At 73.6% G+C, this 17472-nt stretch carries 7 protein-coding genes; 2 read left to right on the top strand and 5 right to left on the bottom strand.

Annotation, left to right across the window (positions count from 1 at the left end; genetic code table 11):
- Positions 1-39: 39 nt before the first annotated feature.
- Together JK359_RS10105 and JK359_RS10100 are read right to left on the bottom strand one after the other, a co-directional pair.
- Complete coding sequence (locus tag JK359_RS10105; protein WP_201834158.1) at positions 40-1329, bottom strand: cation:proton antiporter; 1290 nt, start codon at positions 1327-1329, stop codon at positions 40-42.
- Positions 1326-5762, bottom strand: a complete 4437-nt coding sequence (locus JK359_RS10100; RefSeq protein WP_201834156.1) for a non-ribosomal peptide synthetase — start codon at positions 5760-5762, stop codon at positions 1326-1328. The genes JK359_RS10105 and JK359_RS10100 overlap by 4 nt, the downstream gene beginning before the upstream one ends.
- A 529-nt stretch (positions 5763-6291) precedes the next feature.
- Here JK359_RS10100 and gntD (JK359_RS10095) point away from each other — a divergent pair.
- Positions 6292-7374 carry a guanitoxin biosynthesis L-enduracididine beta-hydroxylase GntD gene (gene gntD / locus JK359_RS10095; protein WP_201834154.1) on the top strand — a complete coding sequence of 361 codons (1083 nt, stop codon included), beginning with the start codon at positions 6292-6294 and terminating at the stop codon, positions 7372-7374.
- 140 nt (positions 7375-7514) lie between these two features.
- Here gntD (JK359_RS10095) and JK359_RS10090 read toward each other — a convergent pair whose 3' ends face one another.
- Positions 7515-11153, bottom strand: coding sequence for a non-ribosomal peptide synthetase (locus JK359_RS10090; protein ID WP_201834151.1), 3639 nt, complete (start codon positions 11151-11153; stop codon positions 7515-7517).
- A 1008-nt stretch (positions 11154-12161) separates the two neighbouring features.
- Here JK359_RS10090 and JK359_RS10085 point away from each other — a divergent pair.
- On the top strand, positions 12162-14696 hold the full coding sequence (locus tag JK359_RS10085) for a non-ribosomal peptide synthetase (RefSeq protein WP_201834149.1): 2535 nt from the start codon (positions 12162-12164) through the stop codon (positions 14694-14696).
- Between the two features lie 37 nt (positions 14697-14733).
- Here JK359_RS10085 and gntD (JK359_RS10080) read toward each other — a convergent pair whose 3' ends face one another.
- Both gntD (JK359_RS10080) and JK359_RS10075 read right to left on the bottom strand, forming a co-directional pair.
- Positions 14734-15771 (bottom strand): guanitoxin biosynthesis L-enduracididine beta-hydroxylase GntD, encoded by a 1038-nt coding sequence (gene gntD / locus JK359_RS10080; RefSeq protein WP_201834147.1) that lies wholly within the window; start codon positions 15769-15771, stop codon positions 14734-14736.
- A gap of 37 nt (positions 15772-15808) precedes the next feature.
- Complete coding sequence (locus JK359_RS10075; RefSeq protein ID WP_201834145.1) at positions 15809-17446, bottom strand: condensation domain-containing protein; 1638 nt, start codon at positions 17444-17446, stop codon at positions 15809-15811.
- Between the last annotated feature and the right edge of the window lie 26 nt (positions 17447-17472).

Here is a 17472-nt window from a genome sequence, read left to right as displayed (position 1 = left end):
CAGGAGACCCGGGCACGGCCTGCGCACCCTCCGTCGCCCTCAACGGCCGCCCGGGGACGCCGCGGACACCGGGTCGGCGGAGGTCTGCGGGTCGGGGTCAGCCGCCCGCACACGGCGGCACAGCACCAGCAGGGGCTGCGTGAGCAGGGTGGTGGCGATCGCCATCAGCACGAACACGGTGTAGAGCGTCCCGCTCAACAACCCCGCCTCGAGGCCTGCGTTCAGGGCGATCAGCTCGGTGAGCCCGCGGGTGCTCAGGAGCACCCCGACCGTGAGCGACGTACGGGTGTCCAGCCGGCAGGCACGCGCCGCGAGTGCCCCGGAGCCCACCTTGGTGACGACGGCGAGCAGCGTGATGCCCACCAGCACGGCCACGGCCGAGGCGCCCAGGGCGCCGACGGCGACACTGCGTCCCGACACCACGAAGAAGAACGGCAGCAGCAGCGAGCTCAACCCGTCCAGGGAACGCACCAGGTCCGGGTCGAGGGTCCCGTCCGGCTCCCTCGGCGTGACCACCCCGGCGAGCAGCGCACCGAAGATCACGTGCAGGCCGAGCGCGCTGGTGACCCAGGCGGCCGTGAACGCGAACCCGATGAGCAGGGCCAGCCGGGACTGGGTGGAGACGCCGGGAATGCGCATGAGCCGCCGCAGCAGGAGCCGGGCCGGCCAGACCATCACGGCGACGAAGACGCCGAGCAGGATCAGGCGTACCGGCAGGGACATCCCGGACCCGTCGCCGCCGTCCATGAGGGTGCCGAGCAGAACCGCCCAGCCGACCACGTCGATCAGCCCGGCGGCCGACACGGCTATGACGCCCGGAACGGTTCCGGCGAGCGAGTTCTCCCGGACCACGACGATGAGCACCGGCACGGCCGTGATCGACAGGGCGACGGCCAGGAAGAGTACCGAGCGCACCGGCATGCCGGGCAGCGCCCCCAGGTCCTCCAGGGTGCCGCGGAACAGCAGAGCGGCGCCCGCACCCGTCAGCATCGGTACGCCGAACGCCGCGGCGGCCACGGCCAGCGTGGTCCTGGACCTGCCGCGCAGCAGGCTCAGGTCCAGTTCGTAGCCGACGACGAACAGGAAGATCACGAGCGAGACCTGGCTCAGCGCGGTGAGCATCGGCGCGATGGCCTGGGGGAACAGGGTGTCGCCCACGCCTGCCGGGAGCTGGTCCAGGAGGCTGGGGCCGAGGGCGATGCCGGCGATCAACTGGCCTACGATGGAGGGCTGTCCGAGTCTCCGGGACAGCCATCCGCCCACCTGGGCGGCCACCAGGATCACCGCCGACGCTCCCACGAGATGGGTGACGGCCAGATCAGGGCTCACAGGTTTCCTCCGTTGTCGGTGCCTCGTACCGCCGGTGCGGCGGGCGGGGCGATGCGGTCCGGGAGCGGGCCCCGGGGTTTGGCGAAGCAGCCGAGCGCCTGGTCGAGCCGGTGGCGCAGTGCCTCGGCCGTCCGCTGCCCGGTTTCCTCCGTGTCCCACTCCAGGCGCAGCACGCGCCGGCCGGCGTCGGTCGCCCGGAGGAGGGTCGCGCTCAACGTCGCCCGGCCGGCGGGCGGGGCGATGGTCTCCGAGGCCACCAGCACCCGGGGCGGGTCCTGGGCCGGTGCAGCGGTCCGGACCGCCCGGTCCACCGCCATGACCAGGTCGGCCGGGGTGGCCGCGGTCGTGACGTCCACCGGGCAGCGCACCTGCGCCGACGCACGCTGCACCCGCAGCTCGGGTGTGCCGTCGATGTCCGCCGTCGCCAGCGCCACCGCGGCCGTCAGCACCACGAGTTCCTCGGCCGCCCGCCCGCCGCTGATGCGGGCGAGGGCGTGCACGGCGTTCTCGGACAGGACCAGGTCGGTCGTGGTGCGCGCCGGTCCGGTGCGGTCGTCGGGCGTGGTGGCGAGGAGTGCGCCGAGCGGTGCGTCGGGCTCGCGCAGCACGGCCTCCAGGACATCCCGCAGCTGCTCGCCGATGCGTACGGCACTGTGCGCGGTGTACCGGTCGAGGCGGTGGCCGACCCTGATCTCCGCGTGCCGGGCGGCGCCTGCCTCGGGCAGCAGGAAGCCGAACGACAGGTCGAAGTCGCCGACCTGCGGCGGCTCGTCCAGGTGACGGGCCGTGCGGCTGCCGTCGCCCCCGCCGGCCGTGACGGTCGGCGACATCACCGTCTCCACCAGCACGTCGAACAGCGGATTGCGGCCCGCCGTCCGCTCCACCGCGAGGTCCTCCACGATCCGGTCGAACGGGTACTCCTCGTGTTCCTGCACGTCGAGGGCGGTGCGACGGACCCGCTCCAGCAGGTCGGCGAAGGTGCCCGCCGGATCCATGGCGGTACGCAGGACCACCGTGTTGGCGAACAGCCCGACCTCCTCGGCCAGTCCGGGTGCCGAGCGGCCGGCGACCACCGTGCCGAGCGGCAGGTCCACGAGACCCGTGAGCCGGTGCAGCAGTACACGGCTTGCGGCGACGCACACCATGAACGGGGTGGCGGTGGCCCGTACGGCCAACGCCCGCAGCGCATCGGTCAGTTCCCCGTCCAGGGTCACCCGGGCCTGCCCGCCCGCGCTCCCGCGCACGGCGCCCGGAACGTGGTCGCCGGGCAGCGGGGGCAGCGGGGGCAGATCGCCGAGTGTCCGCCGCCAGTACGCCGAGTGGACTGCGCCGCTCCCCGCTGCCAGCCGGTCCGCCAGCGCCCGCGTGTGCGCACGGTAGCCCGGGAGCGCGCCCAGCGCGGGCGCCCGCCCCGCCTCGAACGCGCCGGCCGCCGTGAGCAGATCGCGCAGCAGCACGGAGTACGACCAGCCGTCGTTGACGGAGTGGTGGACGTTGAACAGCAGAACGGGCCGTCGGCCCTCGGCGCTCAGGTACCGCAGCCGGAACAGCGGGCCGGCGGCCAGGTCGAAGCGCCACCGGGTCTCCTCGTCCCGGGCCGCGGCGAGCGCGGCTTCCAGGCGCTCGGGTGCCACCCGCTGGACCTGCGGGGCGAGGTCCATGTCGCCGATGTCGTGCACGACCTGCCGCAGTACCGCCCCGGCACCGTCGCGGGGCAGCTCGAAGGTGGTGCGCAGCGACTCGTGCCGCACCGCCACCGCGTGCACCCCGGCGCGCAGCGCCTCCTCGGACAGCGGACGGTCCAGCTCGTACGCCTCCACCATGTTGTAGGCACGCAAGGCGCCCTCGTCCAGGGCCTCGAGGAGCCACATGCGGCGCTGCGCGTTGCTCGCCTCGGCCGGGCCGGCGGCGGCCGGTCCGGAGGGTGCCTGGGGCGCGGCGGCGGCAGCGGGCGCGCCCGTGGACGGCCGCGGGGCGCGCAGCCCCTGCCGTACCGCCTCGGCCAGTGCCTCGGGGGTCCGTGCGATGAAGATCTGCCGTACGGCGACCCCGCACTCCGGTTCCGCGGCGCACAGGGCGCTGACGAGCTGGGCGGCGGTGAGGCTGTGGCCGCCGGCCTCGAAGAAGTCGTCGTCGCCGGAGCGCGGAGGCTGCCCGAACACGGCCTCCCAGGCGTCGGCGACCGTGCGCGAGGCGGCGTCGTACGGCGTCCAGACGTCCTCGGCACGGCGGTCGGGGGAGGCCGCGAGGGCGGTCCGGTCGATCTTCCCGTGCGGGGTACGGGGGAGGGCGGGCAGCTGGGTGAGGAGGCGGGGCACCATGTGCGCGGGCAGCTCTGAGGCCAGCAGGGAGCGGACGACGCCCGGCTCGAGGGGAGCGTCGGCCGTGTACCAGGCGGCCAGTGTCACCGAGTCGCGGCCGGCCGGCCGGGGCAGTACCACCGCCTCGCGGACACCGGCCAGCCGTACCAGCGCCTGCTCCACCTCGCCCGGTTCCACCCGCTGGCCGTGCAGCTGGACCTGTCCGTCGATGCGGCCCAGGAACTCCAGGGTGCCGTCCGCGTTCCAGCGCGCCAGGTCACCTGTGCGGAAGCTGTGCCCGGCGTCTGCGGCCGGGCAGGGCACGAACCGTTCCGCCGTGGCCTCGGGCGCGTTCAGGTAGCCGGCCGCCACGCCGGGACCGGCGACGTAGATCTCCCCGGGCACCCCGACGGGCGCGAGGGTGCCCCATTCCGTCACGAGCAGTACCCCGAAGCCCGGGGAGGGGGAGCCGATGGGCACCGACATCAGCTCGGCGGCCCGGTCGCCGGGGCACACGTACGAGACGCACTCGACGGTCGCCTCGCACGGGCCGTAGAGGTTGACCAGTCTGCCGATGCGCAGCCGGCCCCTGGTGCGGGCCATCAGGCCCCGTGGCACCGCGTCGCCGCCGAGGATCAGATGGGGCAGGGGCAGCCCCGCCGTCGGCGGGAGCGCTTCGAGCATGGCCGACAGCAGGCCCGGGACACAGTTGAGCAGGCTGACCCGTTCCGTGCGGATGCGTTCCCAGAAGGTGACCGGATCCAGTTCGTCGGGGGCTCCCATCGCGACCAGGGTGCCGCCGACGCCGAGCGTCACGAAGATCTGGTACGCCGTCGCGTCCGAGGTGAGCGCGGAGAGCAGGGCGCAGCGGACGTCGGCGTCGATCCCGAGCTGTGCCGCGGAGCTGACCGCCTTGTGACACATCTGGTCGTGCCGGATGCTCACCGGCCGCGGCAGTCCGGTCGACCCGGAGGTGAAGAACAGCACGGCCTCGTCCTCGGGGCGCACGTGCGGTGCGGGGCCCCGGGCGGCCTCGGCCCCCGTCCGGGAGGCGAGGACCCGGTCGGAGGGCACCGCCGGCAAGGTCGTGCCGGCGGGGGGCCGGTCGCCGATGAGGAGCGTGGCCCCGCTCAGCCGGAGGAGGTGGCTGATGCGTTGCTCGGGGTGCGCGGGGTCCACGGGGACGTAGGCGGCGCCCGCCCGCAGTACGGCCAGTACGGCCACGACGAGGCTCGCGCCGCGCGGCAGCAGGACGGCGACCCGGTCGCCGCGGCCGACGCCGTGCCGGGTGCGCAGCTCGTCGGCCAGGGCCGCCGTGTGCCGCATGAGGTCGTCGTACGTCAGGCGGGTGGTGCCGTCGACGACGGCGATCCGGTCCCCGCCGCGTGCGGCCGTCGCATCGACCAGGTCCAGGAGCGACAGGGCGGGACAGGCGTCGGGCAGCGGCAGTCCGCTCCAGCGCTCCACCTCTGCGCGCTGCTGTGGCCCGAGCACGTCCAGCTCCCGGGCGGGGCGCCGGGGATCCCGTCCGAGGTCGGACAGGGCGGCCGCGATGCACCGGGGCAGGTTCTGTACGGCCACCGGAACCCGCCCGTGCGGGGACAGGACCCGCACCCGCAGGGTGCCGTCCTCCTCCAGCCGACCGCGCACCTCGACCGCGGCGCACGGGAGCCGGCCGGGGGAGCCGGACGCCTCCCACCGGACGGCCAGTTGGGCCAGGGCGTCACTCTCGGCCGCGCCCGCGGTTTCCAGCTGTGCCGCCAGCGAGGCACGGTGGCGCCAGGCGAACGGGGTGGCGGCGAGCAGGTCGGCGTGGGCCGAGGTGAGGAATCCGGTCATCGGCGTGTCCTGATCGAGCCGTGTCCGCAGGGCGAGTTCGGCGTCGGGGTCGCCGGGGGAGGGGCACAGCACGGGCATGTCCCGGGCCGCTCCGAACGCGCTCAGGCACAGGCGCGTGGCGGCCAGGAGCAGCAGGTGGAGGCCCACCTGATCGTCTCCCGCGATGCGCCGCAGCGCCGCGGCCGGCCCGGCCGGCACGAACGCGGCCTCCGGTACCGGCGCGGTCGGCCCGCCCGGCTCCAGCAGGGGCTCCCGCCGGATGCCCTGGAGCACCGCGAGCCAATGAGCGCGCACGGCCGCGGAGTCCCTTTTCGCGCCATGGCCGGAAAGAGCGGTTCCGGGCGAGGAGTACGTTGGCCCGGGGGCGGGGTCGTGGACTTTCGACAACAGTGACACCTCGACTTGAAAAGGGCAGGGGAAAGGAGTGTGGCAGGAAATGCAACCGGCAGTCCCGAGTGGACGTGCAATGCCTGACTGTCCGTCACTGCATTGCATATCCAGGGGAGTTGGCGGTGAATGCGTCCGGCGTAGAGTGATGCGGCTCACATTGTCAGCCGTTGGGGGAATGTGTCTGGTGAGACTAGGCTCTATCCAGTCTTTTCCGGCGGCACGGGGATGAGAGTCGGTGGACGGAATCGGGGGAAGGGGGCTCTCGACGGTGTTCCCGGGATGCCGGTCGAGAAAATCGAGACCACCCGGAATTTCCCCGGATTTTAGGCCGGAAAAGGTTTGCCCCCGCCTGGACCGTTATGTGTCCGAAATCTCTCGTGAGGGTCCGTCTGTCCCGAATATCGCCTGAGTACAGAAAAGGAAAGCACACCTCATGAACCTCAGAGGAGCTCTTCCCGTCGCGGAACTCCCGCTGCGAGCCGACGACGACATGCCCTGCCTGGAACTGACCGACGCCGAGCGGGCCGACCTGCACGACCTGGCGGAGGCGGTCCTGGACGGCAGCCACGAACAGCCGCTCGACCAGCGGCTCGACCAACTGGCTCTGCTCGCACACGAGATACCCCTGCGCATCCGGTCCCATCTCGTGCGCTTCCGGCTCACCGGACGCCCGTACGGCGGACTGGTCCTGGCCAACCTGCCCGTCTCCGAAGCCCTGGCCGGACCGACCCCCACCGACTACGTCCACGAGCCGGTCAGCGAAGAGGCCGAGCGGGCCACCGCCCTGCTGCTCCTGTTCGGCTCGCTGCTCGGCGACCCGGTCTCCTTCGTGACCCAGCAGCGGGGCCGTCTGGTGCTGGACCTGTTCCCGATCAAGGGTCACGAGGCCGAACAGCTCGGCTCCAGCTCCACCACGACCCTGGAGTGGCACAACGAGGACGCCTTCCACCCGCTGCGCGCCGACTGGATCATGCTGGCGGGGATCCGCAACCACGACCGGGTACCGACCACCTTCGCCACCGTCCAGGACATCCAACTGGAGGACCGGGTGCGGGAGGTGCTCTTCGAGGAGCGCTTCGTCATCATGCCGGACGAGTCGCACACCGCCTCCTTCAACAGCAAGACCACCGGCCTCGACGACGAGAGCTGGGTCGCCCAGGCGTTCCGCGACATCGCCGACCAGCAGTCGGCGCCCCGGCGGACGGCGATCCTGTCCGGCGACCGCGAAGCTCCCTACATCCGGATCGACCCGGCCTTCATGCCGCGGTCCCTGGACGGTGAAGCGCTGGAGGCGCTCGACGCGGTGATCGCGGCCATCGACAAGGGTCTGCGCGATGTCGTGGTCGGGCCCGGCGAACTGCTCATCGTGGACAACAAGCGTGCCGTCCACGGGCGCAGGCCGTTCGGCGCCCGCTACGACGGCACCGACCGGTGGCTGCGCCGGATCAACGTGCTCGCCGACCTGCGCCTGGCCAGCGGACGGCGGTACGCGCCGCACCGCCGGGCCCTGGTCTGAACGACCGTCACGCCGGCGGCCCGTGCCCACGGGCCGCCGGGTGACCGGCCGTGCCGCCTGCGCGGGCTCCGTGGCCGGGCGCTGGGCAGCCGGGGCGGCCCGTGTGACCGGGCGTAGCACCACCGGAGCAGGCCGCGGGGTCAGAAGTCGTAACTCGTCGCGCTCCACACGTCCTCCTCCTCTTCCCGGACGTCCCCGGGCGCGCCCACCGGCGTGTGCGGCTCGGTCACCACGGCGGACACCAGCCGTACGAGGTCGTCCGCGAAACCGGCCGCCTCGTGCTCCGTCACCAGCTGCCGGTCGTAGGTGAGATCGAGGTGCAGCAGGTCACCGCGGACACTCGCGTACAGCCACATGTCGCTGTCGGCGGGCAACTCCTCGGCCAGCACGTCCTCGACCTGCCAACCGGCCGTGGCGACGGTCGCGTTCTCCCAGCTCACGCCCAGGTCGAGCAGGACGCTACGGCCCGGCTGCGCACCGATGCCGAGACGCTCGACCAGGGCGTCGAAGGGGAGCCTGCCGTGCTCGTACGCCTCCACCACCCGCGCGCCCACATGCCCCAGCAGGTCGCCCAGGCCGTCCCGCTGGGCGAACTCCAGGCGCAGCGGCACCGCGTTGGCGAAGTATCCGATCAGTGCGTCGTCGGCCCGGCTGTGCCGCAGGCTCGCCGGGAAGCCCAGTACCACATCGGTCACCCCGGTCACCCGGTGGACCAGAGCGGTGAAGGCGGTGACGACGACGGCGTAGGGCGTCGCCGGGGTGCCGTGCAGCGACCCGGCCGGGAGCGTGCGCCGCACCAGGCCGGACAGTCCACGGCGCCGGCCCCGGCGCGTGGAGTCCACCAGGTCCGGGACGGGCCGCACCCCCTGCAGCCGCTCCTTCCAGAACGCCTCCTGCCGCGTGGCCTCCTCCGAGACCAGCCAGGCCCGCTCCTCCGCTGCCCAGTCGCGGTACTGGTGCTCGAGTGGGGGAAGGGCGGCGGCGCCCTGCCGCTCGACAGCCTCGTACGCGGCGAACAGGTCGTCGAGCAGCACGTTCACGCTCGCGCCGTCGTAGATCAGATGGTGGGCGCTGACCGTGAGCAGGTCGCCGCCGACCGGGCCCCGGATCAGGCACACCTCGAACAACGGCGCCCGTTCCAGGTCGAAGGTCACCGAACGGGCCCCGCGCAGCGCCTCGCGGACATCCGGTCCGTCCGGGTCGGCACCCGGCAGCTCGGTCACGCGCAGCGGTACGCCGCCGGGGAGCCCGTCCAGCACGGTCAGGGAGGCGGACGCTCCCTCGGGCAACACCTGGGCCCGCAGCAGTTCCTGACGCTCCACGACGGCCGTGAGCGCCGTGCGCAGCGTGTCGGGGCGCAGCGAGCGGCCCGTGCGGACCAGGTCCGAGATGATGAACCGGTCCGCGTGGGTGCGGCGCGAGGTCAGCCAGACGCGGCGCTGTGCCCGGGACAGCGGGAAGGCTCCCGGGTCCGCCGGAGCCGGGGCAGCGGGCGCCGCGGGCTCGGGCCCGCCGTCCGGGACGGCGCCGGCGAGCAGCCGTACCGTCGGGTTGGCGAACACCGTACTGACCGCCACGCCCAGCTCCTTGGCGATGCGGGCCGCGGTCAGGCTGTGGCCGCCCAGCGCGAACAGGTCGGCGTCCGGTTGCCGCACGCGATGGCCGAGCACCGCCGACCACACCTCGGCGACCCGGAGCTGGGCGGCGGTCAGCTCCACCTCCGCACTCTCCTCGGACACTTCCCCGGGCTCGGGCGGAGCCGGCAGCGCCGAGCGGTCCAGCTTGCCGATGGACGTCACCGGGAGTGCCGTCACCGGAACGTAGGCGTCGGGAACCATGTGGGCAGGCAGCCGGTCGGCGAGGTGAGCCCGCAGCAGCGCGGGCTCGTGCTCGCCCACGACATAGGCGACGAGACGGTGCGAGCCGTCCGCGCCCGGCCATGCCACCACTGCCGCACTGCGTACTCCCGGTGCCTTGGCCAGGACCTCGGTGACCTCCCCGGGCTCCACCCGGTGACCGCGGATCTGCACCTGGTCGTCGATGCGGCCCAGGCAGACCAGACTGCCGTCGGGCAGCCACCGCCCCAGGTCGCCGGTACGGTACATCCGCTGCCCCGGGCGCACCGGGTTCGCGACGAACCGTGCCTCGGTCTGCTGCCGGTTGCCGAGGTAGCCGCGGGCGAGCCCGACGCCGCCGATGCAGATCTCCCCCAGGGCGCCGAGGGGCACCAGGGCGCCGTGCTCGTCCAGCAGGTCGACCGTCTTGTTGGGGAACAGCTTGCCCACGGGCGGCTCTTCGCTGCCGGGCTCGACTTTGACGAGCGTGGTGGCGACGCTGTCCTCCGAGGGGCCGTACTCGTTGAACAGGTCGGCGTCCGGCAGCAGTTGGTGGTGGCGTGCGGCCAGTGCCGCGGTCAGCCGCTCGCCGCCCAGCACCACCTGGCGCAGGGAGGGCAGCCGGTCCCCGGCGTAGTCCAGGATCAGCTGGTACAGGCTCGGGACGGTCTGCACATGGGTCACGTCCTCCCGGCGGATGACGGCCGCGACCTCGTCGGGGTCGATGAGCTGCTCGCGCTCCAGCACCACCAGGGGCGCCCCGGAGCACAGGGCGGAGAGCACGTCGGAGATGCCGGCGTCGGCGTGCACCGGGTCGACCTGCAGGACGCGCGAGCCCGGCCCCAGGCCGTAGTACGCGATGCGGTAGCGGACGGTGTTCAGGATGCCCAGGTGTTCGACCATGACGCCCTTGGGGGCGCCGGTGGAGCCGGAGGTGTAGACGACGTACGCCAGATCCGCGGGGCCCGCCCGGCGCAGCGGCGGCTCGGGCGGTTCGGCGGCGGTGTCCCGGCCGAGGGTCACGACCGGCTGAGGCGCGCCGGACAGCGACCCGGACCGGGAGGCGTCGGCGAGCACCGCCACCGCCCCGCTGTCGGCCAGGAGTTCACGCAGCCTCAGAGCGGGCTGCTCGGGGTCCAGCGGCAGGAAGGCGGACCCCGTCTTGAGGATGGCGAGGAGGGACACCAGCATCCACTCCGTGCGCGCGCACAGCAGGGCGACGACCCGTTCGGGCCCGGTCGGCGCCGCAGCGGCCAGCCGCGCGGCCAACCGGTCCGCCATGCCGTCCAGTTCGGCGTAGCTGTAGGTGCGGTCGCCGCACACGGCGGCGGGGGCACCGGGGTGTGCGGCCACCTGCTCGGTGAACAGGTCGAGGACGGTGCGCTCCGCCGGGAGGTCCTGGTGCGGGCCGGTGCCGAGCGCGAGCAGGCCGTCCCACTGCCGGGGCGGCAGGACGGGGAGGCGGCCCGTCGGCGCGTCCGGAGCGGCGCACACCTCCCGTGCCAGCCGGGCGAGTTGACCCGCGGTGCGCCGGGCGTCGCGGGCGTCGGCGGTGTCGCTCCGCACGGTCACCGAGAGCGGTCCGGCGTCCGGCACCCGGTCGGCGGTGACGGCGTGCGGACCGAGTCCGTCCGCGGTGAGCGCGACGCCGGCGAGCGGCTCGCGGCCGACGGCCGCCTCGACGGCGTGCTGTTCGGCACGCAGGCACGCACGGAAGCCGGCGTCCGGATCGAGGGACGCGGTCAACTGCACGTCACGGCCCGGGAGTCCGGCCCGCACGGGGACGTCCTTGCCCTGGGTCAGCCGGTGCAGCAGGACACGCAGCAACGCGAGGACCGCCGTCGGTGTCTGTGCGCCCGCCGAGGCGCACAGCGCGCGCAGCGCGGCACTCGTCTCGTCGTCGAGCGCGACGGTCACCCGTGCTCGGCCTTCCGCAACGGTCATCAGGTCTCCTCTGCCAGGGGCGCCTCGGCCGAGAACGCCGGAGGGGGTACGCCGACCGCGGCACCGGTGTCGGCGGCGGGTTCACGGCCGGCAGGGCGGCCGGCGCCGGCGGGCCGCCGCCGGGACGGTCTCCGGGGACGGGCGCGGCCTGGCCAGGCGGACCGGCGGGCCCGGTGCCGGCGGCAGCTCGGCTGGAATGGCGTGAAATCAGCTATGGGGACGGTGGTTCAGGGTGCCACGACGGGCGCGGCTGCGCGGGCGGGCCCCGGTGCGGGACCGGCTGGTCCGCTGCAGCTCAGTGGTGCGGGCCCCGCCACCGTCCGTCCCGGCCGAATGGAGACAACGCCTCGATCGCGGGGGTCATCGACGTGCGGTCCTTTCGTCATTCCTTCGTGACCTGCCCTGTCGAGCGTGCCATAGTGGCGAGTGTCAGCCAAGCTTTTTCTGGGAAAATTTGACGAGGGTCGCCGGGCCCGGCCAGCACTTTCTGAAGATCCGTTCCGCTGCTATGCTCGGTCCCCGAACGCTTGGGGATATAAGAGGGGTGAACGAGGAAAATGCGACATGCGGGGGGCAGTATGCCATGTCGGCCGGTACTCGCCTCACACCTCGCTGACCTGCGAAGACGATAGTCCGTTCCGAGTGTGCGGAGCGGTGGGCGGCGAAAAGGAAAACGCCGCTCTCGGGCGTCGGACCGGGAATCGGTCACTTCGGTTTCCGGTCACATGGAATCCGAATCCAGGCTGCCCGTCGTTATTGCTCGCAGAGGGTAAACCGCACCCGAAACGAGAAACGGCGCGGCCGGCAAAACGGCGTGACCCCGTGCGGTGCACCTCGCAACCAAGCCCCCGTTCCTCCCGCCGGGATCTCCGGCCCCCAGTACCCTGTCCGATTCCGTATGCCAGGCACAAGACCGTTCTGAGCCTCGGAGACAGCCGCGCCCCCGTGGGCCTGCGAGGCGAACCCGCCCCGTGCGGGGCCCGGCTCCGATCCCCTTGAGGACCCGCCATGAGCTCTGAAAACGCACCCAGGACCACCCCGGCACCGACGCCGACTCCCTTGCGGGCCAGGCTGACCGAAGCCGGGCGCAGTGGACGCGCCGAACTCCTCGAGGAGTTGACGCCCGCCGCACGACAGGGCCTGCACCGGGTGGCCGGAGACCGCCCCCTGGAGGAACTCGTCGTCCTCACGGCGGCGGCCGCCCTGGTCCTGCGTGCGGCCGAGGACGCAACCGAGCCGGTGCTCGCCGTCGCCGGGCCGCGCGGAACGACCGTGTGTCCCGTGCCCACCCCCGAGGACGCGGCCCTGCGCGACCTGGTGCTCGCCGTCGACACCGCACTGCGGCGGGCGGACGCTCCGGCCGCCGACGACCCCGCCCTGCCGTTCGCCCTGCTGCTCCGGTCCGACCGGCTGCCGCCCGTCCCGTACGCCGAGACGGCCCTCGTGGTGAGCCTGCGTCAGACGTCCGACGGCGGCCGCGCCCTGCACGCCGCGTTCGACACCCGACGGCTGGACGCCTGGTGGGCCGCCGTGGTGCTGCGCTCCCTGGTGACCGTCCTGGCCGCGTTCGGCGAACCCGGCACCGCCTGCGCGGACGTGGAACTGTCGGCGCCCGACGACCGTGCCCAGGTGGCCCGTTGGGAACGCGCAGGATTCGTGCCGGAGCCTTCCGCGGGCACCCTGCTGGAGCCGGTCCTGGAGCGGATGCGCACGACCCCGGACGCCGTCGCCGTGATCGACCGCGACGAGCCCGTCAGCTACGCCGAGCTGGCGGCCGGCGCCGAGACGGTGGCCCGCCGGCTCGTCGAGGCCGGGGTGCGGCCCGGCGACCGGGTGGCGACCGCCCTGCCCAAGAGCACAGCCGCCGTGACCGTGATCCTCGGCATCCTGCGTGCCGCGGCCGCCTACGTACCCCTGGACCCCGGGCTGCCGCCCGAGCGCCTCCGGTTCATCCTCGACGACGCGGCCTGCGCGGCCGTGGTCACCGGCGACCCCGGGCCGCTCGCCGGAAGCCCGGTCCCGGTACTGACGGCCGACGCGCTCACCGGGGCGACCGCGACCGGCGCACCGGCCGACCTGCCGGCGCCGCCCGGCCCCGACGACCTCGCCTACGTCATCTACACCTCCGGCTCCACGGGAACCCCGAAGGGCGTCGCCGTCCGGCACTCCGCCATCGCGGGATACCTGGCCTGGAAACGGCGCTACCACGCCCTGGACGCCGAGACCCGGCTCGTCCAGGTGCCCTCGTTCTCCTTCGACAGCTCCGTCTCCGACCTGTTCTCCGTCCTGGGCGCGGGCGGCACCCTCCTGCTGCTGCCGGAGTCCGACCGGCTGGTGCCGCAGCGCGTCGGGAACCTGGTGCGCAGGCACCGCGCCACACACATCACCCTGGTCCCGTCCCTGTACCGGGTCCTGCTCGAAGCGCTGGCCGCGCCGGGCTGTCTGCGCCTGGTCACCGTCGCCGGCGAGGCCTGCCCCGCCGAGCTGGTCGCACACCACTTCCGGCAACTGCCCGGCGTCCGGCTCGTCAACGAGTACGGGCCGACGGAGAACTCGGTCGGCGCCACCGCCTACGACTGCACCGACGAGCCCCGGCACGGGTTCCCCGTGGGCCGGCCCATCGACACCACCGTCCTGGAAGTGCTCGACGAGCGGGGCCGCCCGCTCCCGCCCGGCTTCCCCGGGGAGATCAACCTGGCGGGCCCGGCCCTGGCCGAGGGCTACGTGAACGACCCCGACCTCACGGAACGGCTCTTCGTCAAGGCGCCCCGGCTGCCCGGCGGACGCCGCTACCGCACGGGCGACCGCGGCTGGTGGACGCCCGCCGGAGTGGAGTTCCTGGGCCGCGGCGACAGCCAGGTCAAGATCCGCGGCCACCGCGTCGAACTCGGCGACGTGGAAGCGGGACTCTGCTCGCTGCCCGGCGTCGCCTCCGCGGTCGCCGTCGCCGCCCCGGGCGCGGACGGCTCGCTGGTGCTCGTCGGCTTCCTCGACGGCGACGCCGACCCGGACGAGGTACGCGCGCAGGCCCGGCGTATCCTGCCCGGCCACATGGTGCCGGCCCGCGTCGAGCGGCTCGACGGCATGCCGCTCACCCGCAACGGCAAGGTCGACCGGGCCGCTCTCGCGCGCCGCTCCGAGGAACTGCTGCGGGGACCCGCTCCGCAGGACGCGCATGAATCCTCCCTTCCCGGAGCCCAGGAAGCCACCGACGCTCCGGACGCCCAGGCGTCTGCCGACGGTCTCGCCCCCCAGGCATCTGCTGACGGTCCTGCCGCCCCGGCCGGCGCCGGCGACCCTGCCCCCGACGCCGCGGCCGGCGGCCTGGCCACCCGCGTCGCGGGGCTCTTCGCCGAGGTGCTCGGAGTGAGCGCGGTGGGTCCCCAGGACGACTTCTTCGACCTGGGCGGACACAGCCTCGCCGCCGCGCTCCTCATCGTCGAGCTGGAGAACCGGTTCGGGCTGCAGGTAGAGCTGGACGACTTCTTCGACGAGCCCACGGTGGCCGCCGTGTGCCGGGCCGCCGCGGCGGCCCGGTCCTGACACCAGGGGCCGGGCGCGCGGCGCCCGGCCCCCCGCGTCAGCCGATGAGGCGCGCACCGACCGAGCGCCGCAGGCTACGCGACTTGCGCAGGTCGTGGGTGACGTTGACCCGCTTGAGCCAGCGGTCCGTGCCGTCGTAGCGGGCCGTGAAGGAACTGCGTCCGTGCACGACACGGTGGTTGTTCAGGAAGACGAACGTACCGGCGTCCAGCGCGCACGGCCGGGTGTTGTGGGTGAGCAGCTCGTGGGCCGCGGCGAAGGCGCGGACCGCCTCGGGGTCGTCATCGGGCGGCGACATGTGCGTGGCGTCGAAGCACAGCAGCGGGTCCGTCCGGGAGCCGAAGAGCACCGGCACCAGACCGAGGCCGCTGATCAACCGGGAGATGTTGTCGAAGATCCGCCGGTCCTCCGCCGTGCTGACCGTGTTGTTGTGCGGCAGGTGCGAGTCGTCGGAGATGATCCGGAAGCGGTGCTCGAAGAGGACGTCCAGCACGTCCTCCGGCAGCGAGGTGAAGTCCGCCTCCGCCACCACCACCGGTACCCGGTCCGGATTGCGCAGCGAGGCCAGGATGATGTAGTCCGCGCGGTAGGGGTGGAAGGCGTCCTCCGTGTGCAGGGTCAGGGCCGTCCTGCTGCCCGTGCCGAGCAGCAGGGTCTCGTACTCCTTGACGGGGAACACGTCGTTGACCAGGTGGCCGTCCTGCTGCGTCGCCCAGCCGAACGGCTCGCCGAGCAGCGATGCGTACAGCAACACCAGGATCTCCTCGGGCAGTTCGCGATGGACGCGCTGCTCGTCCCGCCAGTGCGCCGGAGTGGGGCCGATCCTGCCGTCGTCCACCAGGTGCCCGCTGATCGTGCAGTACCCGCCCGCCTGGTCCAGCTGGAAGGCACGCAGGAACCTGCGGACCCGCTCCGGCAGCCGGGCGGCCAGCAGGGGGAGGTCCTGGAGCAGGCTCCCGCTGTCCGCGGAGGGGTACTCCCGGGCGAGTTCCAGTGCCAACCGGGCGGTCTCGGCCGCCTCGTCTGGCGACAGGCGCAGTTCGGTCAACGGAAGCGTGGACGGGGTCGTGGTCATGGCGTCTCCTGATTCACTCAGCGAAGGTCGGGACAAGTCACGCGTCGAAGCGGAAACCCTGGAAGGCGGGGGCGGGCGAGTCGTTCGGCGGCTGCCCGGGCGCCTCGGGTTCCCCGGCGAGCCGGTCGAGTTCGGCGAGGACCCGGGCGGCGATCTGCTCGGCCGTGTCCCGTGCGTAGCGCGAGATGTCGTACTGCAGGCACAGGCGCAGGCCCCGCTCCTCCTCGACGAACTGGAACGACAGCTCGAACATGCCCCGACGCTGCAGGAACGGGCCGCCCCGCAGTCCGATGGCCCCCGGTTCCGCGGGGCCGGTGTCGATGCGCGGGAACAGGGCCACCCACACGTCGAAGAACGGGCCGCGGCCCTCGCTCCGCGGCGGGTCCAAGGTCGCCACCAGTTCGTCGAAGGCGACCTCGCCGTGGTCGAGGGCGTCCGCCGTCCGCGCCGCCACATGGCGCACCAGTCCGGCCGGATCGCCGTGGCCGGACAGGTCCAGCCGCAAGGGGACCGTCGCGACGTGGAAGCCCACGGCATCGTCCAGGCCGAGAAGTGAGCGGCGGTCCACGGGTGTGCCGAGGCAGACGTCGTCGGTGCGGGTGAGACCGCCCAGCCCGCTCGCGACGGCCGCGGCGAGCGGCGCGAAGAGGCCGGCGTGCGCGGTCGCCGCCAGGGTCCGGACGCGGTCGGTGACCCGGGGGTCGATGCCGAGGGCCACCGTGTCCGTCACGGCGCCCGCCGGACCGCTGCGACGCTGGTCCACGGGAAGGAGCAGCGGGGCCGGCGGGGGAGTGAGCAGGCCCCGCCAGTACGCCAGCGACTTCTCCCGCGAGTCCGCGGCCGGTCGAGTGCCCTGGGCCGGCTCCGCCGACGGAGCGCCGTCCGGGCGGCCGACCGCCGGTCGGGCGCCCTGGGCCGGCCCCGCCGACGGGGTGCCGTCCCTGCCGTAGGCGTCCACCAGTTCGTCCGCCAGGATCGCGAGCGAACGTCCGTCGCACACCAGGTGATCGGCGGTGGACAGCAGCGACCAGGCGCCGCCCGCCCGCAGGAAGAGCGTCGACCGGAAGAGCGGACCCTCCGTCAGGTCGAAGGGGACCTCGACGCGGTCCTGGACGAGCGCCTCGAAGCCGTCCTCGGTCAGGGGCGTGTCGCGCAGGTCCACCACGTCCAGCGGGGCGACCCGGTCCGTGACCACGGCCCGGGGACTGCCCTGCCGTTCCACGAAGACGGTCCGCAGCGCCGGATGGCGGGCGGGCAGCGTGGCGACGGCCGCGGCGAGGCGGTCGACGTCCAGCTCCCCCTCACCCCGCAGCAGACACGGCACGGTGTACGCCCCGCCGCCGTGGCTGCCCTGGCGCGCCAGCCACAGCCAGCGCACGGACTCCGGTACCGTCCCGTCCTCGGCCCGCCGAGGCTCCCCGGCGGCCTGCGGAGCCGGGTCCGGAGCGCCGGCCCGCGCCTCGGCCAGACGTGCGGCCAGCAGCTTCGGGGTGGCGCACTCGAGGATGTCGCGCACCCGGACCGGGACCCCGGTCGCCCCCTCCACGGACACGGCGAGGGCCAGCGCCGACAGACTGTGCCCGCCCGCGAGGTAGAAGTCCGTGTCGTCCGTCACGTACTCGAGTTCCAGTGCCCGCGCGAACAACCGGCACAGCTCCTGGATGAGGTCAGTCATCGGTCCCCTCCGTGACGGCACATTCT

The sequence above is a fragment of the Streptomyces actinomycinicus genome (genome assembly GCF_016741775.1).
Lineage (GTDB): Bacteria > Actinomycetota > Actinomycetes > Streptomycetales > Streptomycetaceae > Streptomyces > Streptomyces actinomycinicus.
Note: the sequence above shows the minus strand (reverse complement) of the source record. Positions and strands in the feature narration are given on the sequence as shown.

Coding starts and splice junctions, on each gene's coding strand:
- JK359_RS10075 (WP_201834145.1), bottom strand. CDS start 17,446: ATGACTGACCTCATCCAGGAGCTGTGCCGGTTGTTCGCGCGGGCACTG.
- JK359_RS10090 (WP_201834151.1), bottom strand. CDS start 11,153: ATGACCGTTGCGGAAGGCCGAGCACGGGTGACCGTCGCGCTCGACGAC.
- JK359_RS10085 (WP_201834149.1), top strand. CDS start 12,162: ATGAGCTCTGAAAACGCACCCAGGACCACCCCGGCACCGACGCCGACT.
- gntD (WP_201834147.1), bottom strand. CDS start 15,771: ATGACCACGACCCCGTCCACGCTTCCGTTGACCGAACTGCGCCTGTCG.
- gntD (WP_201834154.1), top strand. CDS start 6,292: ATGAACCTCAGAGGAGCTCTTCCCGTCGCGGAACTCCCGCTGCGAGCC.